21 protein-coding genes and 8 tRNA genes are annotated in these 24,249 nt (G+C 27.1%); 5 read left to right on the plus strand and 24 right to left on the minus strand.

Features of this window, described 5'->3' with window-relative positions; translation table 11 throughout:
* Positions 1-153: 153 nt before the first annotated feature.
* From CRU93_RS10545 to CRU93_RS10635, 19 genes are all read right to left on the minus strand, one after another.
* A complete protein-coding gene (locus CRU93_RS10545; protein ID WP_129104170.1) occupies positions 154-1,581 on the minus strand; it encodes a putative nucleotidyltransferase substrate binding domain-containing protein in 1,428 nt (475 codons plus the stop codon).
* Positions 1,582-1,634: 53 nt separating this feature from the next.
* Positions 1,635-3,284, minus strand: coding sequence for a cation acetate symporter (locus CRU93_RS10550; protein WP_129104171.1), 1,650 nt, complete (start codon positions 3,282-3,284; stop codon positions 1,635-1,637).
* On the minus strand, positions 3,284-3,598 hold the full coding sequence (locus CRU93_RS10555) for a DUF485 domain-containing protein (RefSeq protein WP_129104172.1): 315 nt from the start codon (positions 3,596-3,598) through the stop codon (positions 3,284-3,286). The genes CRU93_RS10550 and CRU93_RS10555 overlap by 1 nt, the downstream gene beginning before the upstream one ends.
* A gap of 257 nt (positions 3,599-3,855) precedes the next feature.
* A complete protein-coding gene (locus CRU93_RS10560) occupies positions 3,856-4,488 on the minus strand; it encodes a 3'-5' exonuclease (protein ID WP_129104173.1) in 633 nt (210 codons plus the stop codon).
* On the minus strand, positions 4,488-6,302 hold the full coding sequence (locus tag CRU93_RS10565; RefSeq protein ID WP_129104174.1) for a DUF294 nucleotidyltransferase-like domain-containing protein: 1,815 nt from the start codon (positions 6,300-6,302) through the stop codon (positions 4,488-4,490). Before CRU93_RS10565 ends, CRU93_RS10560 begins: the two co-directional genes overlap by 1 nt.
* Before the next feature lie 89 nt (positions 6,303-6,391).
* The gene (locus tag CRU93_RS10570) at positions 6,392-8,287 is read right to left on the minus strand and encodes a sodium:solute symporter family protein (protein WP_129104175.1); all 1,896 of its coding nucleotides are present in this window, start codon (positions 8,285-8,287) and stop codon (positions 6,392-6,394) included.
* Between the two features lie 15 nt (positions 8,288-8,302).
* Entirely contained in the window at positions 8,303-8,557 is a 255-nt protein-coding gene (locus tag CRU93_RS10575) for a DUF4212 domain-containing protein (protein WP_129104176.1), read from the minus strand.
* Positions 8,558-8,723: 166 nt separating this feature from the next.
* Entirely contained in the window at positions 8,724-9,386 is a 663-nt protein-coding gene (locus tag CRU93_RS10580) for a response regulator transcription factor (RefSeq protein WP_129104177.1), read from the minus strand.
* Entirely contained in the window at positions 9,367-10,950 is a 1,584-nt protein-coding gene (locus CRU93_RS10585) for a cache domain-containing protein (protein ID WP_129104178.1), read from the minus strand. The genes CRU93_RS10580 and CRU93_RS10585 overlap by 20 nt, the downstream gene beginning before the upstream one ends.
* A gap of 111 nt (positions 10,951-11,061) precedes the next feature.
* Positions 11,062-11,138 (minus strand) — tRNA-Asp (locus CRU93_RS10590).
* Positions 11,139-11,144: 6 nt separating this feature from the next.
* A tRNA-Val gene (locus CRU93_RS10595) sits at positions 11,145-11,220 on the minus strand.
* Positions 11,221-11,237: 17 nt separating this feature from the next.
* Positions 11,238-11,312: transfer RNA gene (locus tag CRU93_RS10600), tRNA-Glu, on the minus strand.
* Positions 11,313-11,321: 9 nt separating this feature from the next.
* Positions 11,322-11,397, minus strand: a tRNA-Lys gene (locus CRU93_RS10605).
* Between the two features lie 18 nt (positions 11,398-11,415).
* Positions 11,416-11,492 (minus strand) — tRNA-Asp (locus CRU93_RS10610).
* A 6-nt stretch (positions 11,493-11,498) separates the two neighbouring features.
* A tRNA-Val gene (locus CRU93_RS10615) sits at positions 11,499-11,574 on the minus strand.
* 17 nt (positions 11,575-11,591) lie between these two features.
* Positions 11,592-11,666 (minus strand) — tRNA-Glu (locus tag CRU93_RS10620).
* A gap of 9 nt (positions 11,667-11,675) precedes the next feature.
* A tRNA-Lys gene (locus CRU93_RS10625) sits at positions 11,676-11,751 on the minus strand.
* A 40-nt stretch (positions 11,752-11,791) separates the two neighbouring features.
* Positions 11,792-12,298 (minus strand): CinA family protein, encoded by a 507-nt coding sequence (locus tag CRU93_RS10630; protein ID WP_129104179.1) that lies wholly within the window; start codon positions 12,296-12,298, stop codon positions 11,792-11,794.
* 112 nt (positions 12,299-12,410) lie between these two features.
* Positions 12,411-13,757: an FAD-dependent oxidoreductase gene (locus tag CRU93_RS10635; protein WP_129104180.1), complete on the minus strand. Its 1,347-nt coding sequence runs from the start codon at positions 13,755-13,757 to the stop codon at positions 12,411-12,413.
* 352 nt (positions 13,758-14,109) lie between these two features.
* Between CRU93_RS10635 and ileS the strand changes: the two genes are divergently transcribed.
* The 4 genes from ileS (at position 14,110) to CRU93_RS10655 (ending at position 19,082) form a co-directional block, all read left to right on the plus strand.
* Positions 14,110-16,836, plus strand: coding sequence for an isoleucine--tRNA ligase (gene ileS / locus CRU93_RS10640; RefSeq protein WP_129104181.1), 2,727 nt, complete (start codon positions 14,110-14,112; stop codon positions 16,834-16,836).
* 110 nt (positions 16,837-16,946) lie between these two features.
* A complete protein-coding gene (locus tag CRU93_RS10645) occupies positions 16,947-17,225 on the plus strand; it encodes a NifU family protein (RefSeq protein WP_129104182.1) in 279 nt (92 codons plus the stop codon).
* Complete coding sequence (locus CRU93_RS10650; protein WP_129104183.1) at positions 17,225-17,818, plus strand: hypothetical protein; 594 nt, start codon at positions 17,225-17,227, stop codon at positions 17,816-17,818. The genes CRU93_RS10645 and CRU93_RS10650 overlap by 1 nt, the downstream gene beginning before the upstream one ends.
* Positions 17,799-19,082, plus strand: coding sequence for a UDP-N-acetylmuramoyl-L-alanyl-D-glutamate--2,6-diaminopimelate ligase (locus tag CRU93_RS10655; RefSeq protein ID WP_129104184.1), 1,284 nt, complete (start codon positions 17,799-17,801; stop codon positions 19,080-19,082). Before CRU93_RS10650 ends, CRU93_RS10655 begins: the two co-directional genes overlap by 20 nt.
* Here the strand turns inward: CRU93_RS10655 and CRU93_RS10660 are convergent.
* The 5 genes from CRU93_RS10660 to CRU93_RS10680 all read right to left on the minus strand — a co-directional run bounded on the left by CRU93_RS10660 (position 19,079) and on the right by CRU93_RS10680 (position 22,906).
* Positions 19,079-19,828 (minus strand): hypothetical protein, encoded by a 750-nt coding sequence (locus CRU93_RS10660; RefSeq protein WP_129104185.1) that lies wholly within the window; start codon positions 19,826-19,828, stop codon positions 19,079-19,081. The two genes, CRU93_RS10655 and CRU93_RS10660, sit on opposite strands and share 4 nt — an antisense overlap.
* Before the next feature lie 10 nt (positions 19,829-19,838).
* Positions 19,839-20,642, minus strand: coding sequence for a VWA domain-containing protein (locus CRU93_RS10665; RefSeq protein ID WP_258238896.1), 804 nt, complete (start codon positions 20,640-20,642; stop codon positions 19,839-19,841).
* A 91-nt stretch (positions 20,643-20,733) separates the two neighbouring features.
* Positions 20,734-21,120, minus strand: a complete 387-nt coding sequence (locus CRU93_RS10670) for a hypothetical protein (RefSeq protein WP_129104187.1) — start codon at positions 21,118-21,120, stop codon at positions 20,734-20,736.
* Positions 21,120-21,953 (minus strand): DUF58 domain-containing protein, encoded by an 834-nt coding sequence (locus CRU93_RS10675; RefSeq protein WP_129104188.1) that lies wholly within the window; start codon positions 21,951-21,953, stop codon positions 21,120-21,122. The genes CRU93_RS10670 and CRU93_RS10675 overlap by 1 nt, the downstream gene beginning before the upstream one ends.
* Positions 21,953-22,906 carry a MoxR family ATPase gene (locus tag CRU93_RS10680; RefSeq protein WP_129104189.1) on the minus strand — a complete coding sequence of 318 codons (954 nt, stop codon included), beginning with the start codon at positions 22,904-22,906 and terminating at the stop codon, positions 21,953-21,955. The genes CRU93_RS10675 and CRU93_RS10680 overlap by 1 nt, the downstream gene beginning before the upstream one ends.
* A gap of 117 nt (positions 22,907-23,023) precedes the next feature.
* Here CRU93_RS10680 and CRU93_RS10685 point away from each other — a divergent pair, with 117 nt between their 5' ends.
* Positions 23,024-24,202, plus strand: a complete 1,179-nt coding sequence (locus tag CRU93_RS10685; RefSeq protein WP_129104190.1) for a murein transglycosylase domain-containing protein — start codon at positions 23,024-23,026, stop codon at positions 24,200-24,202.
* Positions 24,203-24,249 lie beyond the last annotated feature (47 nt).

The raw sequence follows: 24,249 nt of genomic DNA on the forward strand, positions 1-24,249 counted from the left end.
TATTCGTTAATTACCATGAAATAGTAACTTTTAGTTCTTAAATCATAATAAAAAATAAATGTTTTAACAAGTTTAAAATAATTATTTGTTTAATATCGTAATACTTTTTTAAAATAATTATAATATGTTGTAATATTGTAATACTTATAAATGTTATATGAAGTTTAGCTTGTAGTGGTATTCTATTTTCTCTTTTAGCTTATTTACTATTTTAAAACTATCTTTTAAAAGATCTCTTTGCATACTATTTAAATCTTCTAAAGTTATAAAATTATCAACTTTTTTCCCTTCTTTTATTTTTCTTAGATTTGTTTTTAGTTTAATAGAACAAAGAAAATTAAAAGCCTCTTGTATCTCTTTTGAAAACTCTTCATCTAAAACATTTAGTTTTGTTAGTTCTTGCACTCTTTTTATTGTATTTGTTCTATAAAGTTTGTTTTCCAAACTTAAAGTTCTAATACATTGAACAACTATAAAAATTGCACCTCTTTTAATATCTATTTGATTATGATTTTTGCTATCTAAAATAAATCTATTGAAAAATCCAAGTGGTACTTCAAAGCTTTCAATAACTTTTGCAAAATTCATATAAAAACTTTGAGAATCAGTTGTAACTTTTAGTAAATACTTTTTTAAATCTAGTAATAGTTGTCTATCTCCACTTGCACATATAGAGTCATAAAATATTGCCAAATTCATAAAATCATCAGGTTTGTTTCCTAAAACCCAATCAAAAATTACATTTTTAAATTCTGTGAATTTTCTACACCAATAAGGATTTGAAACCATTATATTACCTTCACATTTAGGGAAACCAAACTCAATTAATGTATTTGTAAATGTATTTGTAAATATATTTATTTGTTCTTTTGAAAGTTTACAATCATCTGAAATAATCAATGCATTGTCTTGATCTGTTTTTATTGTTTGTTCACATCTTCCTTCACTACCCATGACAATTAATGTTGATTTATTTATTAATTCTTTTGGAGCTAATAGATTAAAAATTTTATTAAGTAATTTTATATTTAATTGGTTGATTAATTTTGTAATGAAAGTTATTTTTACACCTTTTGCTTCAAGTGATTTTATAATTTTTAGAAATAGAGTTGAAATATTTTTTAACTCTTCTAGTGTTTGAGCTGTATCAATTTCATTTGATACCCAAAAAGTATTAGTTGCAAAAAATGAACTTAAAGATATTTGATCAACTATTCCTATTATCTTTTCATCATTATTTTTAACAACTAATCTTTTTAAAGAGTGTTTAGACATAATTAATTGTGCATTGAATAAAAAATCATTTTCATTTACATAAACTAAATTTGTACTTGAAATTTTTCCAACTTCTTCATCAAAATCCATTTTGTTTAATATTACTTTCTCCCTAAAATCAGAATCAGTGACTATATGTAGTTTATTTTTATTATCTTTTAATATAATAGTTGGAATTTTTTGTTCTTTTATTATTTTAGCAGCTTCATAAATAGTAGTGTTGTAAGGTATAATTGTTACTTTATGAATTTTCGAATCTTTTACTTTTGCTAACATTATATCTGCTAATTCACTATTGTTTTTCATAAAAACTCCAAGTATTATATTTATTATTTCAAAGAGGAAAGTCCTCTTTGAATTTAATGATCAACTGCTCCAGATGCTCCAATACCAGTCTCTGCTCTTATGCTTTGAGCTTCAAATGCTTTTTGTTCATCTTTTGCTCTTTGAGAATTATCTGTAATAGAGAAAAACCAAATAGCAATAAATGCAGTTGTTACTGAAAATAGTGCAGGGTGTTTATAAGGGAAAATTGCCTCTTCATTACCTAAGACTTGTACCCAAACAATTGGTCCTATTATTACTAAAATAACTGCTGTTAGAAGTCCTATAAAACCACCAATAACTGCACCTCTTGTTGTTAATTTTCTCCAATAAATAGATAAAAATAAAATTGGGAAATTTGCAGATGCAGCAATTGCAAATGCAAGACCTACCATAAATGCAATATTTTGTTGTTCAAATGCAATTCCTAATATAACCCCTACAATCCCAATAACAATAACAGAAATTTTTGAAATTCTAATTTCTTGTTCTTCAGTTGCATTTGTATTTATAACTGATGCATAAATATCATGAGATATTGCAGAAGCACCTGCTAAAGTTAAACCTGAAACAACTGCAAGAATTGTTGCAAATGCAACTGCTGAAATAAATCCTAAAAATACATTTCCTCCAACAACATGAGATAAATGAATTGCTGCCATATTATTTCCACCAAATAATTTTCCATCTACAAAATATTGTGCTCCAGCATCTGAATTTAAAAATACAATTGCTCCAAGGCCAATAACTGCAATTACTAAATAGAAATATCCAATAAAACCTGTTGCATAAACTACTGATTTTCTTGCTTCTTTAGCATTTCCAACTGTAAAAAATCTCATAAGTACATGAGGAAGACCTGCTGTTCCAAGCATCAATGCTAAACCAAGTGAAATTGCAGAAATAGGATCAGAAATAAAGCCTCCAGGAGCCATAATTGCTTGCCCTTTTGAGTGAGATTCAACTGCTTTAGTTGCTAATGCTTCAAAGCTAAATCCAAAATGGCTTAATACCATGAATCCCATAAATGAAACACCAGAAAGTAATAAAATTGCTTTTATAATTTGAACCCATGTAGTTGCAAGCATACCACCAAATGTTACATAAATAATCATCATCACACCAACAAGTATAACTGCATATTCATAGTCTAAACCAAATAGAACCTGAATTAATTTACCAGAACCAACCATTTGTGCAATTAAGTATAAAGTTACAACTGACAATGAACCAAAAGCAGCTAATGTTCTAATCTCTTTTTGTCCAAGTCTATAAGCAGCAATATCAGCAAATGTAAATTTACCTAAATTTCTTAGTTTTTCTGCCATTAAAAATAAAATTACTGGCCATCCAACTAAAAATCCAACAGCATAAATAAGTCCATCATATCCACTTAAATATACAAGTCCAGAAATACCTAGAAAAGAAGCAGCAGACATATAATCACCTGCAATAGCCATACCATTTTGAAATCCACTGATTCCACCACCTGCTGTATAAAAATCGCTTGCAGATTTTGTTTTTTTTGCTGCCCAATATGTAATTACTAAAGTACCTGCTACAAAAATAAAAAACATAATAATTGCAGGAACATTCAATTCTCTTTTTGTTGCTTCAAAATTTGCATCACCCGCTGCAAATAAAGATACAGCAAAAATAGTTAATATTAATAATATTCTACTCATTATAACTTATCCTTTATCTCTTCTTTTACTTGATTATTTAAATCTTCAAACTCAGTGTTTGCTCTTCTTACATATATTAGTGTAGTTATAAAACTAATTACTATAATAGCTGCTGCTATTGGAAATGCAATTGTCATCACCCCATCACCTGTTTTAGTTGCCATAACACTTGGATCAAATGCAATAGTTAAAATATATGCATAAAACATAACTAAAACAAAAATTCCTAATTTAAGAGCAAAACCAGTTCTTTTTTTTACTAATTCTTGATATTTAGGATTAGCTTTTATTTGCTGAACTAATTCATCATTCATACTCTCACTCCTCTTTTTTTTGTGAATTTTATAGTACTTCTAACCAATATATAAAATCAATCAAAGCCCCTTTATATAGACTCCGTAGCATTAAAATAGCATTGGTTAAATACTATTTCATTATACAAATTATTGATTTTTATTTCTACAGAAATATGCTTTTTAAGTAGAGTTTTATTTTGTAAAAAAAGCTAAGTAACTTTTAGTAACTAAAAATGTATAAATTGTGTACAAAGTGCATTTTTATTTTGAGTAATTTAATTTGAATAAAAAGTTGTCTTTGCTGGAGTTTTATCTTTTAATTTTAAAAACATCATTGAGGTCATAATTGCATCATTTAGTGCATCATGTTTTCCAAGTTCAGGAATATTTAGTTCTTTCATAATTGTATCAAATTTTAAATCAACAAATTCATACTCACTAGAACGTTTTTTTGTTTTATAATACATAGATGAAACTTCAATTGTTTCATTTGGCAGTTTTATTCCTATAAGATTTTTTGTATATTTAGAAATTATTGAAATATCAAATTTTATGTAATATCCAATAATTGGTCTAGAACCAATAAACTCTAAAAGTTTAAAAATTGCATCTTTAGGATCTTGTGCATTTTTTAAATCAATTGGTCTTATTTGATGAATTTTTATTGATTCTTCATTTACATTTGATGAAGGTTTTAAAAAGATATTAAAATTATTCTTTATAATTACTTTATTATCTTTTATCATAACTGCACCAATTGATAATATTTCATCTTTTTTGGGATTTAATCCAGTAGTCTCACAATCTAAACAAATATATTCACCTTTAGGTGCTTCATCAAATAGATACATAAATTCTTTATTTTTTAATTTCTTTTTTTGAAAGTTTCTAATTATATTTTTTAACATTATAATATCTTATCAATTTTAAATGTAAAAGTAATAAACTTTTTAAAAGCAACAACAATTTTAAAACTATCTTTTAATAAATCCCTTTCTATTTTGCTTAATGTATGAGTGTCAATTTCATTATCAATTTTGCCTTTGTCATTAACTTGGGCTAATTGTGATTTTAATCTTAGTGTACTTAACACTTCAAATGCTTCGATTAACTCATTTGCTAATTCATTATCAATTTCTTTTCTATTTTGTAATATTTTAATTCTTTTTATTGTAGTTGTTTCTCTAATTTTTTCTCTTAATGCAAGACTTCTAACACCTTGAACAATAGGAAAAACACCAGTCTTTTTTATATCTATAAAATGTGTTTTTGTCATAAAATTTGCAATTGTATTTGGTGTATCGAAAGTTAATGTTGCTTTTGCAAAATATGCTAAGAATACATCTTTATCATGTAGTTTATTAAATAAATTATCTTTTAATTTAATTAATAAGTTTTTATCTCCTGCAACTGCAAAAGAATCAAAGAAAATTGCTAAATCCATATAATTTTGCATATCAGGAGCTTCAATCCATCTTGATGTTTCTGTTTCATAATCTTTTACATTTTTACACCAAAATGGATTTGATACCATAATATTACCTTCACAAGGTGGATAACCAAAATCTATAAGTGTATTTGTCATTTGATTCATATACTCTCTATATTGTTCTACATCAACTCCATTTTTTATTACAAGTGCATTATCTTGATCTGTTTTTATAATTTGTTCATTTCTTCCTTCACTTCCCATTACAATAAAACAAGCATCATTTTGTAAGTTTTCTGGAACTATTAATTGATATAACTTTTTATATACTTTTGTATTTAATTGTCCAATTAAATTTGATATATGATTTACTTTTACACCTTTTGCTTGTAAAGCTCTAATAATATTAATTAAATCCTTACTTGCACTTTTTAAAGATTCTATATTTTTTGCTTTTTTTATTTGTGTATCTACAACAAAAGTATGGTTTGCAAAGTGAGAAAGAACATCAAGTTGTTCAAGTATTCCTATTAATTCATTATTACTATTTATCACACCCACTCTTTTAATACCTTTTTTGATTAAAAGTGTTAAGGCTTCAAATAAATAATCATCATTAAAAACTGTAAGTAGTGGGAAAATAGCAATATCTTCTACAAAAGTTTCTAAATTTTTTTCAGTTAAAAGAACTTTCATTTTTAGCAAAGAATCAGTAATAATTCCATACTCTTTATCTTTTTTCACAATAATTGTAGATGTTTTATATTCAATAGATTTAGCAATTGCATCTTTAAGTGTTGTTCCCTTTTTTACAATACAAGGGTCATGAATTAAAGTATCTTCAACTTTTGCAATCATAAAAGATGATAATTGTGATGTATATTCTTTTGTTTTTAATGTCTGTATTTTTTTTACTAAGTTATTTAAGAAAAATTCTTTAAATTCCGAATTTTGTTCAAGTAATTCTAAAAATGTATTTTTATTTAGCTCATAACAGATTAAATCTTCATGTACCTTAAAAGTGCTTTTTGTCTTTGAATATATTAAAGAATTTGCATCAAATGAGTCCTGTTGATGATAGTCCATAACTAATTGTTCATCTCGATATTCGTGAACAATTCCTTTTATAATAATAAAATAATAATTAGGTATTGTTTCAGGAGTTATTAGTGTTGTATCTTTTGGATAATATGCGATATCCATATTGTTTATACATTTATTCATTTGTTGAGAAGATAAGACTTCAAAAGGGTGAATATTAGATAAAAAGGCTTCTTGATCTCGTAGACTCATTAAAAATCCTTTATAAAATCTTTTATATTAAATTTATCTAATTTAACATAAAACAGATTATAAAAAGCCAACTTTCGTTGGCTTTTTAATTAATGATCGTGTGCTGCACCAGCTCCTGAAGGGATTCTGATGTTTTCTACAATTTCTTGTACATGTGCAGGTGGTTCTGGTGTCATTCTTGAAACCACAAATGCAACAATTAAGTGAAGTATTGTACCAATTGTACCAATACCAGTTGGAGCAATTCCTAAGAAGTAATCTTCTTTTGCACCACCTAAGAATACAAAGTAAACTATGTATCCGAAAGTAAATATTAAACCTGTTAAGATACCAGCAATTGCACCTTCTTTATTCATTCTTTTATCAAATATACCAAGAATAATAGTAGGGAAGAATGCTGCTGCTGCTAAACCAAAGGCAAAAGCTACAACTTGTGCAACAAAACCAGGAGGGTTAATTCCTAGATAACCAGCAACACAAATTGCTGCAACTGCTGCAATTCTAGCCCACATTAACTCAGATTTCTCTGTTAATTTAGATTTACCAGTATCTTTATCTTTAAAGATAACTTGACCCATTAAGTCATGCGAAATAGCTGATGCAATTACAAGTAATAAACCTGCTGCTGTTGATAAAGCTGCTGCAAGTCCCCCAGCTGCAATAAATGCGATAACCCAATTTGGTAAGTTAGCAATTTCTGGATTTGCTAGAACCATAATATCTCTATCTACATATAGTTCATTGTGCATTCCATTATTTTTAGCTAACTCTTCTTTTGTTGGCATACCTTTACCATTTATTGTAGCTCTATGTCCATCTGCATCTTTTTTCTCACCATCAAATACTGGCTTACCTTTTGGTCCGTTAAAAGCTGCACCTTTAGCATATTGGATTTTTCCATCACCGTTTCTATCTGTCCAAGCAAGTAGTCCACCTTGTTCCCAAGTTCTAAACCAATTACCATCATTTTTTGATCCATCTGCATGTGATAATTCACCGTTTACAAATGCTTTATATTCAACATTTTGAACATTTTTAATTAGATTTACTCTTGAAAATGCTGCAACAGCTGAAGCTGATGTATACATAATCGCAATAAATACTAGTGCCCAACCTGCAGAAACTCTAGCATCTTTTACAGTTGGAACTGTAAAGAATCTTACAATAACGTGAGGTAACCCAGCAGTTCCTAACATTAATGCAGTTGTAAGCATAAACATATTCCATAAGTTCCCAGGTTCAGTATAAGCTCCAAATCCTAGATCTGTTATGGCTGAATCAAGGGCATGTAATAAGTATGTTCCTTCTGGAATAACTTTTACTCCATCATCAAATGCAAATGTTGTTTGTCCAAAAATACCTAATTGAGGTAAAAATGTATCAGTAACTTGTAATGATAAGAAAATTGCAGGAATTGTATATGCAAAAATCATTACTACATATTGAGCAACTTGTGTATAAGTAATACCTTTCATACCTCCAAGAACAGAGTAGAAAAATACTATTACCATACCAATAATTACACCTGTATTTACATCAACTTGTAAAAATCTTGAAAATACGATACCAACCCCTCTCATTTGACCAGCAACGTATGTAAAAGATACAAATATTACAGATATAACTGCAACTGTTCTTGCTACATCAGAGTAATATCTATCACCCACGAAATCAGGAACAGTAAATTTACCAAATTTTCTTAAATATGGTGCTAATAGCATTGCAAGTAGAACATATCCACCTGTCCAACCCATTAAATATGCACTTGCATCACTACCAATAAATGCAATAATACCAGCCATAGATATAAATGATGCAGCACTCATCCAGTCTGCTGCAGTTGCCATACCATTTGCTACTGGGTGAACCCCTCCACCAGCAACATAGAAATCTTTAGTAGAACCTGCTTTTGCCCAAAGTGCAATACCAATATATATTGCAAATGAAATACCTACGAATAGATAAATTAATGATTGTAATTCCATTTCTCTCTCCCCTTACTATTCGTTTACACCGTATTTTTCATCAATTTTTGTCATTAATCTAACATAAACAAAAATTAAAATCACAAATACATATATTGCACCTTGTTGTGCGAACCAGAATCCTAACTTAACACCTTTTATTTCAATTGCATTAAGTTCATTAATGAAAATGATTCCACAACCAAAAGAAACGATAAACCAAACTACTAATAGTTTTATAATAGTAGATATATTTTCTTTCCAATAAGCTTGAGCTTTTTCAGGACTCATATTCTCTCCTTTTAAGAATTTGATTAAACAAATCATCTTGTTTAGTTATCCAACACTGAAAGTATATATTCTATCTATAGCAAAAGGGTAGCAATTGATAAAAAAATTAAATTAAATTTTATTTTTAGATTGAAAGAGGGCATCAAATGCCCTAAAAACGGTAGTTTTAAACAGAGTAATATCTATCTATTTTATATCCAAGGCCTCTTATATTTTTTATAAAATCTTCTTTTAAAGCTTTCTTTAACCTAGAAATTTCTGCTCTAATGGTAGGATTATCTATGTTTTCTCCCTTCCAAATGTCCATTCTAAAGCTTTCAAAATCAACAATCATATTGATATTTAAAGCTAAAATATGAATAATTTCAGACTGTTTTTTTGTTAAAGTTTGAGGTTCACCATTAAAATATAGTGTTTGAGTATCTTTTGCATATGAGTAATGTTCACTAAATTTCATATGAGAAGTGTTTTTTTGATCTTTTTTAAGTATTTGATTTATTTTTATTCCTAATTCACCTAAATGAAATGGCTTTTTGATATACTCTCTTGCACCTAAATCATATGCTTTTGTAATATCTTCAATATCAACTAAAGCACTAATAAATATAGTTGGAACATAGATTTTTTTCTGGTTAAGTTCTTGTATTATTTCAAAACCATCTTTTTTGGGTACATTAATATCAAGTATTAATAAATCAAAAGAGCTATCCACATTATCAATAACTTGTTGACCATCAGTAAAACTTTCAGCCATATGACCAATATCTTTTAGATATTCTGAAATTGCATTATTTAGCATTAATTCGTCTTCAAGAAGTAGTATTTTCATTTATATTAAACCTATAAGTAAATTTTGTTTCTTGTTCATTTGAATCTAACTTGATTATAACTAAGTTCTTATCACAAATTTCTTTTACTATTCTCAAGCCTAGTCCAAATCCTCCTCTAGCATTATTTTCCCTATAAAAATCATTGAATATTTTATCTTTGTTTTCTATTTTTTCTGATGCAGTTTTTACTTGAAATTCTATTTTTTCATCATTAAGATATTTTAATTTAATGTAAATAGGTGATTTGGCATATGAATATTTTATTGCATTTGATATATTATTATCAATAACTCTTTGTAATTGAGTTTTATTAAATTTTATATATATATCTTCTTGTACATTAGCGATGAAAAATAGACTATTTGATTTTGCTACTTCTGCAAAAAATTCAATTCTTGAGTTTAATATTTCTGAAAAGTTTAAGTACTCTTTTTTATATTCTACTCTATCTTTTTTTATCATAAAAGATAAATCATTATAAATATTTTGAATTATTTTACAACCAGATTCAATATTTGTAATATATTTGTTTTTTGGAGTATCTCTTTTTAATAAATCAATATTTGTTTGAATAATTGCAAGAGGGGTATTTATTTCATGAACTGAATTTTTTAAAAATTGTTTTTGAGACTCAATAAGATTTGTAAGCTCTTTTGTTTTTTCTTTTACACTATTTTCAAGATTTTTGTTTAAGTCTTCTACTAAATGTTTTTTGTATTTGATACTTGTTAAAGCTTCATTTGCATAATTTACAATTGTTCTGAATTCATTTAATACAAGATTATCATTATTTATTGGATGATGATGTTCATCAATCTGGCTTTTTTTAAAATAATTTCCTATCTCTTTTACTTCATTTGCAATTAATAATGTTGCATTTTTAAAAATAAATATAGAGTATAAAACTAGCATAATTGTTAAAGAAGTTATTTGCAACGTTGAATTTGAAATCTTTTCATCATACTCATTTTCTTTTTCCCTAACTAGTTTTTTAATATTATCTAAATATACACCTTTACCTACTGTCCAGTTCCATGGCTTATAAGACATTGCAAATGAGATTTTATTTGTTTCTTTTTTTATTTCAGGTTTGTACCAAGTATATTTTACAAATCCACCTGCAGGTTTTTTTGATACATTAATCAAATCTTTAATTACACTTGTTCCATTTTTATCCATATATTCTAATAGGTTTCTTCCTGTTTTACCTATTGGATAATAAATTGAAGTTCCTTTAAAATCATAAATAAAAGTATAATCATCAACATCATTATAATTTTTCATTTTTTCTATGGCATGAATTACATCTTTTTTTATTTGTTCTTCACTTTTTTTACCTTTATTTATATTATGGTAAAACTCAATGAATTTAATAGTATTTGTTATATCTTGTTTTATAATCTCTTTTTGTTTACTAATATAGTTTGTTTTTATAATTTTAATTTTTTCTTGAAATTCATCGAAAGTATTGTCAATAATAATAACGGTAAAAAAAGATATTAGAATAATTATAAAGATAATACTATAGACAATTAATTGATATAGAGACTTTGCTTTAAACAAGAAATAACCTTTGTGTAAATTATATGTAATATAAAAATATTATCTTATTTTTGATTAAAGTAAACAAAGTATTAAAAAAATGATTTATTAAATTTTTGAAGTGTTTCCAAGTGGCGCGGTTGACGAGACTCGAACTCGCGACCTCCTGCGTGACAGGCAGGCATTCTAACCAACTAAACTACAACCGCACATAATGGTGGTCGATAGTGGACTCGAACCACTGGCATCTACCTTGTAAGGGTAGCGCTCTACCAACTGAGCTAATCGACCGAAATAAGAATTAAAATTGGTGACCCCTAGGAGACTCGAACTCCTGTGATTGGGATGAAAATCCATGATCCTAACCGCTAGATGAAGGGGCCAAAAAAAAATGGTGACCCGTGAAGGATTCGAACCTTCGGCCACCTCCTTAAAAGGGAGATGCTCTACCAGCTGAGCTAACGGGTCAAACAATAATAAAAATAGTGGCGCGGTTGACGAGACTCGAACTCGCGACCTCCTGCGTGACAGGCAGGCATTCTAACCAACTAAACTACAACCGCACATAATGGTGGTCGATAGTGGACTCGAACCACTGGCATCTACCTTGTAAGGGTAGCGCTCTACCAACTGAGCTAATCGACCGAAATAATAATTAAAAATGGTGACCCCTAGGAGACTCGAACTCCTGTGATTGGAATGAAAATCCAAGATCCTAACCGCTAGATGAAGGGGCCAAAAAAAAATGGTGACCCGTGAAGGATTCGAACCTTCGGCCACCTCCTTAAAAGGGAGATGCTCTACCAGCTGAGCTAACGGGTCATCTTTCTCAAAATGGAGTGGAATTATATAAAAAAATTTTTTATTTGTCAAGAGTTTTTTGGAAAAAATTCGAAAATTTTTCAAAACTTGTTTTTGCAGCTTGAAATTGTACGGATTTTCTATCTCCATCAAAGTGGTAAATATCAATTTCTGTGCCATTTACTTTAGATGTAACTCCAATTACAACTGTACCAACTGGCTTTGTTTCTGTTGCTCCTGTTGGACCTGCAATTCCACTTGTTGCTATTGCATAATCTGCATTAAATTTATTTATTGCTCCCCTTAACATATCTTTTACTACTTCAATGCTAACTGCACCATGATTTATTAAATTACTTTCACTTACATTTAATTCTTGCATTTTTATTTCATTTGAATATGATACTATTGAACCATTAAAAATATTAGATGAACCAGAAATCTCTGTTATCATCGATGCGATTAAACCTCCAGTACAACTCTCCGCACAAGTAACTGTTTTATTATTAGCTTTTAATAAGTCTTGTAAATTTTGCATCTTTTTTTCATCAAAAATATTATCAAACATAATATATGATCCTTTAATATATAAATATATTAATACTATTATAATTTAAATGAAAGTTTAATTTGAAGGGATATATATAGTATGAATTTCATACTATATATATATGAGTAGTTTACTCTTTGTCAGTTAAGTCTTCTAAGAATTGTTTTTCATCGAATTCTAAATTTAAGAAGTCAGTAACAGTTTTTACATCTCTTTGTGCATTTCCTAAACATGAAGTAGCACCTGGGCTTGGAGTCATATTAAATATTATTCCATCTCCAGTATTTATTGAAGCTTCACCTAGCATTAGTCTTTGTTCTTCTTTATTTAAAACTTGAGGTCTAACTCCTCCAAATCCTTTTGCATATTCTATATCCTCTTCTTTTAAAGAAGGAACGATTTTTCTAGCATCTTTTACAAATAGTTTTTTATTTAAAAATGGCACTTCAAATAAGAAGTTTTTAAATACATAGTTTCTAATTTCACTATCTTTTAATAAGTCCCAGAAAATTTTAATGATGTTTCCATCTAAATTTAAAGTTTTAAAGAAGTCTAAATATGTTCCTGGTTTATATCTTTCTAATTTTGGAAGCATTAATGCAGTTGGACCAAATCTTGTTTTCCCATCACATAAAATATCTGGATCACCATGTAATGCAGCAAATGGTAATTTATCATTTTGAACCATATATACTTTACCGTTTAGGAATTCTCCATTTGTAATATAAAAGCTTCCTGCCATTGGAAGACAACCCATATGTTTACCGTAACCCATTTTATGAGCTAAGTATAATGAATGTGCACCCGCATCAACAACAACAAAATCAGCTGTAAATACTGTTCCAGAAGTAGTAGTTAATTTATAAACATCTCCAACTTTTTCAATTTCATCTACTTGAGAATTAAAGAAAATATCTGTTACAACATCTTCACAGTCTTGGGCAGCTTTAGCTAGCTCTTTAGTCATTTGACCATATTCAACAGTAGTATATTGGTCTTTTGTACCCATAGCTAAAATTGGTTCAGGTCTTTCTGTTCCATCATCTAAATAAACAAGTTTTGGTTCTAACTCTTTAAGTTTTTCTTTATCCCATAGCTCTAAATAAGGGAAAACAGTTTTGAACTCTTCATATCTATTTCTAATAAAGTCAACTTCTTCTTGACCTACACCTAATGCCATTTTTTGATGTTTAAACATAACTTTGTCTTGCAGATTATGTTGCAGACAAAATTTTTCAACCATTTTTGCAGTTCTTTTTGTGATTTTTGCTTTTTCTAAAGTATAGTTTGTCTCAATATCTCCAACATGGATTGTTTGAGAGTTACTTGTACCTTTAGTATTTAGTGTAGCTAAGTCTTCATATTTTTCCAGCATACAAAGGCTTTTTACATTTGTATATTTTGCCAGCTCGTAAAATAAAGCCGCGCCAGAAATCCCTCCACCGACAATAACTACTTCATAATGTTTTTCATTCATATTAATAATCCCCATAGTTTTTGTAAAAAATCTTATCGATATTATCATAAATAAGTTATTTTATAAATAAAAATAAATTAATTCATACATTATTAAGATTTACTATCCATTTTGGTAACATATGAGCATATGCTCATGCAATTTAGTTGTACAATTATTGTACAAAGGCATTAAAAAATGGTTACTCATATGGTAAGTTTTATTTTAGCTTAAATTTTAAAGTAATATAAAAAATTAAAGTAATAATATTTGCCAAGTAAATAATGATTAAATCTAAATTTACTAAAACTTAGATATAATCAATGATTTTAATAAATATAGATAAATACTAATAACTGAAGGTAGTACAAATATGGATTATAAAGATAGTTTATTACTTCCAAACACTAAATTTCCAATGAGAGGGAATTTACCACAAAATGAGCCTAAGAGATATAAATCTTGGGAAGAGAAAAAAGTTTATGACAGAATGAAAAAGAATAGAGAAGGTAAACCTAGTTTTACGCTTCATGATGGACCTCCATATGCAAATGGGCACATTCATATTGGTCATGCATTAAACAAAATACTAAAAGATATTATTGTTAAGTATCATTATTTTAATGGAGAATCTGTTCGATATGTTCCAGGATGGGATTGTCATGGTTTACCAATTGAACAAAAAGTTGAAGAAAAAATTGGTTCAACTAAGAAAAAAGAGTTAGATAAATCTAAAATTAGAGAGTTGTGTAGAGAACATGCAAGAAGATTTGTTGATATTCAAAGAGATGAATTTAAAAAGCTTGGTGTTTTAGCTGATTGGGATAATCCATACTTAACAATGGATTTTAAATTTGAAGCAAATATATACAGAGAGTTATGTGCAATTGCACAAAAAGGTTTATTAGTTCAAAGAAGTAAGCCAGTTTATTGGTCATGGGCAGCTCAAACAGCACTAGCTGAAGCAGAAGTTGAATATGAAGATAAAACATCTCCTTCAATTTTTGTAGCATTTAAACATCAAGATTTAGATGCAAGTTTAGTTATTTGGACAACAACACCTTGGACTCTTCCTGCAAATACAGCAATTTCATTAAATCCTGAAGAAGAGTATGTTATTACAACAGATAAATATATTGTTGCTAAAAAACTTTATAACTCTTTAATAGAAGATGAAGTTATCAAAGGTGAAATTGATAAAACTCTTCCTGCAATAGAACTAGAAAATACAGTTGCAATAAACCCATTAAATGGTAGAACATCAAAAATTGTATTAGGTGATCACGTAGAGATGGAATCTGGTACAGGTTGTGTTCATACTGCACCTGGGCATGGTGAAGATGACTACAAAGTTGGTCTTATGTATGGTCTTGATGTAATTATGCCAGTAGATGATTATGGTAAATATGATGAGACAATAGTTCGAGAAAAATTATTTAAAGATACTGATAAATATCTTGGTGTTCATGTATTTAAAGCAAATGAGTTAATTTTAGAAGAATTAGGTGATGCGTTATTAAAACATACAGATATAAGACACTCTTATCCTCATTGTTGGAGAACTCATAAACCAATTATATTTAGAGCTACTAAACAATGGTTTATTTCAATTGATGATGAGTATGGAGAAAAAAATAATACATTAAGGCAAAATGCTTTAGATGTAGTTGAAAATATCAAATTCTACCCAGAATGGGGAAGAAATAGATTAAAATCTATGTTAGAAGGAAGACCTGATTGGTGTATTTCAAGACAAAGAGATTGGGGTGTTCCAATTGCATTTTTTAGAAATAAAAAAACTGATGAAATAGTTTTTGATGAAAAAGTATTGAATTATACTGCTATGATTTTTGAACAAAAAGGTTGTGATGCTTGGTATGATTTATCAATAGAAGAGTTATTATATCCAGGAAGTGGACTAAATCCTGAAGATTTAGAAAAAACAATGGATATTTTAGATGTATGGTTTGATTCAGGTTCTACTCAAAATGCAGTATTAAGAAGTAGAAATTATGATGCTGGAACATTCCCTGCAGATATGTATTTAGAAGGAAGTGATCAACATAGAGGTTGGTTCCAATCTTCTTTATTGACAACTTTAGCATCAAATGAAGTTGCACCTTATAAAGCTTTAGTAACTCATGGTTTTACTATGGATGAAAAAGGTGAAAAAATGTCTAAGTCTAAGGGAAATGTAATAGACCCTGCAAAAATAATGAAACAGTATGGTTCAGAAATACTTAGACTTTGGGTAGCAATGAGTGATTATCAAAATGATCAAAAAATCTCAGATAATATTTTAAAACAAAATGCAGAGCTTTATAGAAAAATAAGAAATACTGCAAGATTTTTACTTGCAAATATTAATGATTTAGATGAAGTTGTTTCTATTGATAAAATGGGAGTTTTAGATAAATGGATATTAGCAAAAGCTAAAAGGGTATTTACAGAAATTGAAGACTCTTTTGCAATTTATGAATTTTCTAAAGGATTAAATAAATTAAACAACTTTTTAGTAGTTGATTTATCAGGAATTTATTTAGATGTTTGTAAAGATAGATTATATTGTGATAATAAAGATGATATTCATAGAAGAAGTTCACAAAGTGCAATGGCTATAATTGCCAAAAAATTAATTTCAACATTGGCTTGTATCTTAACATATACAATGGATGAATTACTAGAAAATGCACCTGAATTTATTAAAGATGATGCAGAAGATATTTTTGATATTTTAGATGTAAAATTAGAAGAAGTTGAAACAAATCTTAATGAAGAAATTGTATTAAAAGCTAAAGAAAAATTTTCTGAAGCAATTGATACACTAAAAAAAGAAAAAGTTATTAAATCAACTTTAGAGTTAGGTCTTGCTACAGATTGTGAAGATATTATATCTTTACCTCAAATTGAAGCAGAAGATTTATTTTTAGTAAGTAGTGTTAAAAAAGAGCATAACAGTGAAACTTTAGTATCGTTTGAAATAGAATCTTTTAAATTTGAAGTATTTAAAGTAAAAGAACATAAATGTCCAAGATGTTGGAAATTTAAATCACATGATGAAGATACACTATGCCAAAGATGTGAAAGTGTGATTGGTTAAATGTTTACAGAACCAGTTAGCTTATCTTTTATATTTGAGACAATAGCAGTAATTTTAGTATTTATTGCTATTGCAATATTTTTTATAAACAAAAAGAAGAGGTAATAATTATGATGCCATTTTCAGATGAAGATTTACAACTTCCAGTAAGCACTATAATAAAAAATAAAGTTGCTCCAATGTTAGCACAAGATGGCGGTGCCATCTCTTTATTAGCAATTAAAAATGCAAAAGTATATGTACAATTACAAGGTGCTTGTGTTGGTTGTGGTTCAAGTGGGACTACACTTAAATATGTAGTAGAAAAAGAGTTGAAATCAGCAATACATCCTGATTTAGAGATAATAAATGTACCACATGGTATGGAAAATAGTTTAGAGGAACTTTAATGGTAAATGAAAGAAGATTATTGAATGAAGCAAATTCATATTTTATAAATAAAGATTACGATAAAGCAATATTTATTTATTCTCAACTTTCTTCTTTATTTCCAAAAAAAGAAGAGTATAAAATCTATGCTCTTTTTTGTGATATTGCATCAGAAGATGAATCAAAAGCACTATCACTATATGATTATTTCACTGTTGCAGTTGATGATGATAAAGATGCGGCAATTTCATATGTAAAACAAGCAATTGATGCATATGATGGAGATATAGATAAGATGATGAGCCTACTTAAAGATATTACAGATTCAAATGTAGATAATTTAGACGCAATAAAATATGAAGATTTTATTAACTTAGTTGATTCTAGAGGTTCATTTAGAGTAGCTTTTGAAGATATTATGTTTTCTACAAAAGTTGCAATTGAAACTAAAGAAGATTTTTTTGATTTTGTTTCAAAATTAATTGATAATGGATTTAATACTACAGCTTATAGCTATTTAGATGGTTTTAATGACTATTTTAGTTATGACAAAAAGATAGAAGAACTTTATAAAAAACTAGAAGAGAAACAAATTGCTAATAACCATAAATAATAATAAATTTACAGATAATTCAAAAGAAGCAAACAGTGAAATTGCCTTTGTTTATTCTTCACAAAATGAAAAATTTTGTGAAGATGCAAAAAATAATGGCTGCACACAATTAATAGCTTCAGAAAAATTAAAAGATTATGTTGATTTTTCATCTATTAAAGTAATTGGAATAACAGGAACAAATGGAAAAACAACAACAGCAGCTGCAATATACTCTATTTTATTAGATTTAGGATATAAAGTTGCATTACAAGGAACAAGAGGGTTTTTTATTAATGATGAAAAAATAGAAGATTATACTTTAACAACTCCTGTTCAACTTGCAAACTTTGCACATATTCAAAAAGCAATTGATAATGGTTGTGATTTTTTTGTAACAGAAGTTAGTTCTCATGCAATTGAACAAAAAAGAGTTGAAGGTATTGAGTTTGAATTAAAAGTTCATACAAATATTACAAGAGATCATCTTGATTATCATAAAACGATAGAAGAGTATATAAATGTTAAAAACTCATTTTTTAATGATGAAACAAAAAAATTAATTAATAAAGATGATAAAGTAGTAAAATTTAATACAAAAAATGCATATACATACTCTTTAGAAAATCCTTCAACTTATAAAGTTGGAGCATATTCTTTTAAAAATGGAATGCATGTAATGTTTTCAAACATTGAAAAAATGCACTCTTTCTCATCTATGATGATGGGTATTTTTAATATCTATAATTTAATGGCTGCAATTGGTTCTGTACATTTAACTACAAATAAAACTCTTGATGAAATTTGTCAAGCAGTAGAAAACTTTGCAGGTGTAAGTGGTAGAATGGAAGTTATTAGCACAAAGCCACTTATTATAATAGATTTTGCTCATACACCAGATGGTATGAAAGAGGTTTATGAAAGCTTCAATCATAAAGATATAATTACTGTATTTGGTGCAGGTGGAGACAGAGATAAAGATAAAAGACCACTTATGGGACAAATTGCAGGAAAATATGCAAATCAAATTATTGTTACTTCTGATAACCCAAGATTTGAAGATCCAGATTTAATAATAGAAGATATCTGTGAAGGAATCAAAGATAAATCAAATTTAGTTGTTGAAGTTAATAGAAAAGAAGCAATTAAAAAAGGTATTGATTTAGCAAAACAGAATGAAAATAGTGTTTTATTAATATTGGGTAAAGGTGATGAACCATATCAAATAATATATGATAAAAAATTTCCTTTAGTTGATAAAGATGAGGTATTAAAGCATATCTAATTGTGATATGCTCTAATAATTATTCCTTTATTATCATCTTTAGATATTATATTATAATTTACTGGTGTTAATATAATCTTTTTATTACCAATAATCTCTTTTACTGTCCAAAATGATTGAATTACTCTATCTCTTGAAATACCATTTATAATGTATTTTTGAATTTGTTTATTCTCTGACATCTTATTTGCTTTTTTAATATCAGACTCTCCAACTATTCCTATTACTTCAAATCTTACTGCATTACTATTTTTTTCAACGAATGTTTTTATTTTTTCCTTGCACTTTAAAGGAGGTTTCTTTTGAAAAGTATTATAGTTATAACATTTTATAAGTGTAAATTTTTTAGTATTAAATAAATTTCTTAAATCTTCTTTTGAAGATATAGTGTCATTTTTTTTAATTAAAACTTCTTCTTTTTTTATTGTCTTTTTTACTTCTTCAATGGGACTGCTTTCTATCTTTTTTACTTCTTTAGAGACTTCTTTTATTGGATTAGTATTAGTATTTTCTTTTTTTATTTCATTATTTAATTTATTTGAAACAAGTAGATATGTAATAAATGAAATAATTATTAAAGTAAAGATTGTTGCTAAAAGATAGAAGAGTTTTTTTTGTTTTTCTAATTTCTGATTTTTTATTGTATCTTGTTTTAGTTTCTCTTCTTTTAACTTTTCTTCAATTGCTTCTTTACTTAAATTTTGTGTTAAAGCCTCTTTTAACTGCTCTTTTTTTTCATCATACATATATTCGCCTTTACTCTTTATTTTTTAGATATATAACTATAATCAAAAGAATTATAGATAAAAAAAGTGGATAGAAGTAATAATAATCTTTTAATACAACTTTGTTTTGTTTTATTTTTGATTTTTCTAATTTATCTATTTGTGAATATATTTGTGCCAAATCCCTTTTGTTATTTGCAACAAAATATTTTCCACCAGTTTGGTTTGCAATTTCATTTAAAACATATTCATTTTGGCTTTGTATTCCAATTGTATAAACTTTTATTTCATATTTTTTAAGAAGTTTTAATGCAATAGAAAAAGGTATTTGACTTGAAGTATCTTCTCCATCAGTTAATAAAATTACAATTTTTGATTTTGCAGTTGAGTTTTTTAATATTTTTACACTACTTGCAAGGGAATCAAAAAGTGCAGTTCTTGGACCAACAATACCAATATCTAAATAGTCTAAAATCTCTTTTTGAGCTTGTTTATCAAAACTTAATGTAGAAGCAATAAGTGAATTATTACCAAATATAACAAGTGCAATATTATCATTTACTCTTTTTGTTATAAAATCACCAACAAGTTCTTTTACAACATCAAATCTATTTTCATTTGGATTAATTTCATTAAAACCTCTAGCTCTCATAGAATCACTTGTATCTAAGCTTAATACAATATCAATTCCATCACTATTTATATACTGTGTATTTTTTATTTTTACAGGTGAAGCAAGTGCTGTTATGGCTAATACAATTGCAAGATATTTTAGTATTTCAATTAAAATAGAACTTTTATGTGAACTTTTTTGCAATAAAAAAAGATGAGGCATAAATATAGTTGATTCTTTAGGTTTACAATATTTAAAGCACAAAAAGAAAATGATTAGCAGTAAAAAAACATATGGGTATTCAAAAGTAAAATTAAACATCTATTGCATCCATAAATCTATGAAATTGATTTATTGTTGATTGATCAAACTCATAGACTTCTTTTTTATATTTGTATTTTTCTAACTCTTCTTTTAACTCTTCATATAATTTTTTACTTCTTTTATCTTTTGCTACAATTTTCCCATATTTAGTAATATTATATGCATCTTCTTTACTGTTTTTTAAACAAAGATTTTGTAGTTTTTCAAAGGCTATCTTTTCATCACTTTTTTTTCTATTTAAAAATGATTTTATAATAAAATATATAACCAATAATAAAACTAAAGCAGCAAGTATTATCAATAGTATATAGATATAAAATGAGTAATCAGGAATTGTAACAAGCTGTTTTATATCATTTATTTTTAAATTATTCATTATCTCATTAACCTTATAAGTTTTGAAAATGGATTTTCATTTGTATATATTTTTGTAAAATTAATATTGCATTTTCTTAAGTGTTCATATAAAACTCGGTCATTTTGTTTAAGTATTTGTTTATACTGATTTATTGATTCTTTATTAATCACACCTTTATATTCATTACCACTTTCTAAATCTCTTAATTGAACATTACCTAATGTTGATAAATTCTCTTCAAATTTATCTCTTATTATAATAACTATAACTTCGTGTTTTTTACTTAATAGTTTTAAGTCAACTTTTGAACTATCAAAAAAATCTCCAATTAGAAATATCAGTGATCTTCTTTTTATATTAGAAAAGAGTTGATTGAAAATAGTTTTATAATTACATTTTTTACCAATACTTTTGTATTCTAAAATATTTTCAGCCATTTTATTTACACTGAAGTTCTTTTTACTTTTTTTTGTACATAAAGAAAGTTGTTCATTTGCAATAAAAGAGCTAAAAGTATCTGCTTGTTTTATTGCGCTATAAGCAAGAATTGTTGAAATCTCACAAATTAAATCTTGTTTAAAAGTATCTGTTCCAAAAAAAACACTACCATTTAAAATTGGAACAATATTTACATTTAATTCTTTTTGTGCATGAAAAACTTTTACATATGGCTTTTGTAATTTTGCACTAATTACCCAATCAATATTTTTAACATCTTCCCCATATTCGTACTCTTTAAGTTCTAAAAAGTCATAACCTTCTCCTTTTATTTTAGAACTATTGTTTCCTACAATTTCACTAAAGACTTCTTTTTTACTTTTTATTAAAATCTTTTTTAGTTTTGAATTCATTAGGGTACATCAATACTTTCTATAATTTTTTGGATAACATCATCAACATTAACATCTTGAGCTTGAGCTTCATAACTTAAAATCACTCTATGTCTTAAAACATTTTTAACAACAAGTGCAATATCAATAGGACTTACATAATCGTTTCCTCTAATATATGCTTGTGCTTTTACTGCTTTGAACATATCAATTGTAGCTCTTGGACTGGCACCAAACTCTATTTGTTCAGCAACTTCTTCAATTGCATATTTTTTAGGATCTCTTGTTGCACAAATTATATCTACAATATATTCTTCTAGCTCTTTATCTATATGAACTTCAAAAATCTCTTGTTTTATCTCATCAAGCTTTTGTTTGTTAATAATCTTTTCTAAATTTATTTCTTGTTTGCTTGATGCCATTTTTGCAATTTCATATTCTTGTTCTTTTGTATTATAAGAAACAACAATTTTAAACATAAATCTATCAAGTTGTGCTTCAGGTAAAGAGTAAGCTCCCTCTTGTTCTATTGGGTTTTGTGTTGCAAGAACTAAAAATGGCTTATCAATTATAAAGCTATTATCCCCAATTGTTACTTGTCTTTCTTGCATAACTTCTAGTAGTGCAGATTGTACTTTTGCAGGAGCTCTATTTATTTCATCTGCAAGAAGTAAATTTGTAAAAATTGGTCCTTTTTTGATTTTGAATTCACCCGTTTTCATATCATAAATTTGTGCACCAATGATATCACTTGGTAGTAAATCAGGAGTAAATTGAACTCTTTTAAAATCTAAATCTATTGTTTTTGCTAATGCATTAACTGTTGTTGTTTTTGCAAGACCAGGAACACCTTCAAGTAAGATGTGACCATTTGTCAATAGCCCTATTAACAATGCATCAATCATCTCATTTTGACCTATGATTTTTTTTGATAACTCTTTTTTTATTTGTAAAATAATTTCATAACTATTCATATATATTCTATTACCTTTTTTTGATTAAATATTTTATCAAAATAGAAATAAAGGCAGTTTAAAGTAAAAAATTACCAATTCAAGCTTAATGTATAAATTTTTTGATAAAATAATTTTATGAAAAGAATCATACTTATTTTATTTATCATACTTTTTTTAGTTGGTTGTAGTAGTAACGATATATATAATTTAACAAAGGCTGCAGTTAGTCAAAATCCATCTTTAGCATTTAAAAGTTTAGCAAAATCCAAAACTATAGCATATGCAACAAATCCTAAAAGTTTAAAAAATGATATTAAATCTCTTGATAAAAATTTTAAAAAAATAATTGAAGGTTTTATAAGAGCTATTAGTGGAGAATGGGGAAAAGATAATGTTGAACTACCTAAGCAAAAAGAGTATGTTAAATATATGCAAAACTATAAAAGTAGGGCATTAATTGATTTTGATAAAGGTTTAGTTACTATTGAAACGATTGATGAAAAAAATACGAAAAAAAGTCTACATAATGCAATAGTGGCAACACTTCTACTTCCAGATGATCCTCAATCAGCTGATTTATTCAATGCTTCGAAAATAAAACTAGGTAAAACACCATATTTACTAGGTGAAATAAAAGATGATCAAAATAAAAATATTAGATACTCTTGGCGAGCAAATAGGTTTGCAAAAATATTGACAAAAAAAATAAAACATAAAAATATTAAAAAAGCAAATAAAAGTCTAAAAGTTTCTTATGTAGAAATTCCAATGATAAAAGATCATGCATCTGTAAGAGTTGCAAAATTTAAAAATATTGTTGAGAAATACTCTAAAAAATATAATATAAGTAAAAATTTAATTTATGCAATAATTAAAACAGAGAGTAATTTTAATCAATTTGCAATTAGTAATGCAGGTGCAATTGGTTTAATGCAAATAGTTCCATCTACAGCAGGAAAAGATGCATATAAATATTTGACAAATAAAACTTATACACCAAGTAAATCTTATTTATTTAATGCAAACAATAACATAAAAATAGGAACTGTATATTTAAAAATTTTAAATGACAGATATTTAAATGGAATATACAATAAAATTTCAAAAGAGTATTGTGTTATTAGTGCATATAATACAGGAAGTGGAAATGTATTAAAAACTTTTAGTTCAAATATGCAAAGAGCAAAAAGAATAATTAATAACAGTAGTACTTCTAAAGTATACAACAAATTAATAACTAATCTACCTTATAAAGAGACAAGAAGATATCTTCAAAAAGTAATATCTAATAAAAAAGAGTTTGTAGCATTATAAACTCTTTTTCTATTTAAAATAATTTATAATTTAACTCTATATAATAT

It is taken from the genome of Arcobacter sp. CECT 8985, from assembly GCF_004116495.1.
Lineage (GTDB): Bacteria > Campylobacterota > Campylobacteria > Campylobacterales > Arcobacteraceae > Malaciobacter.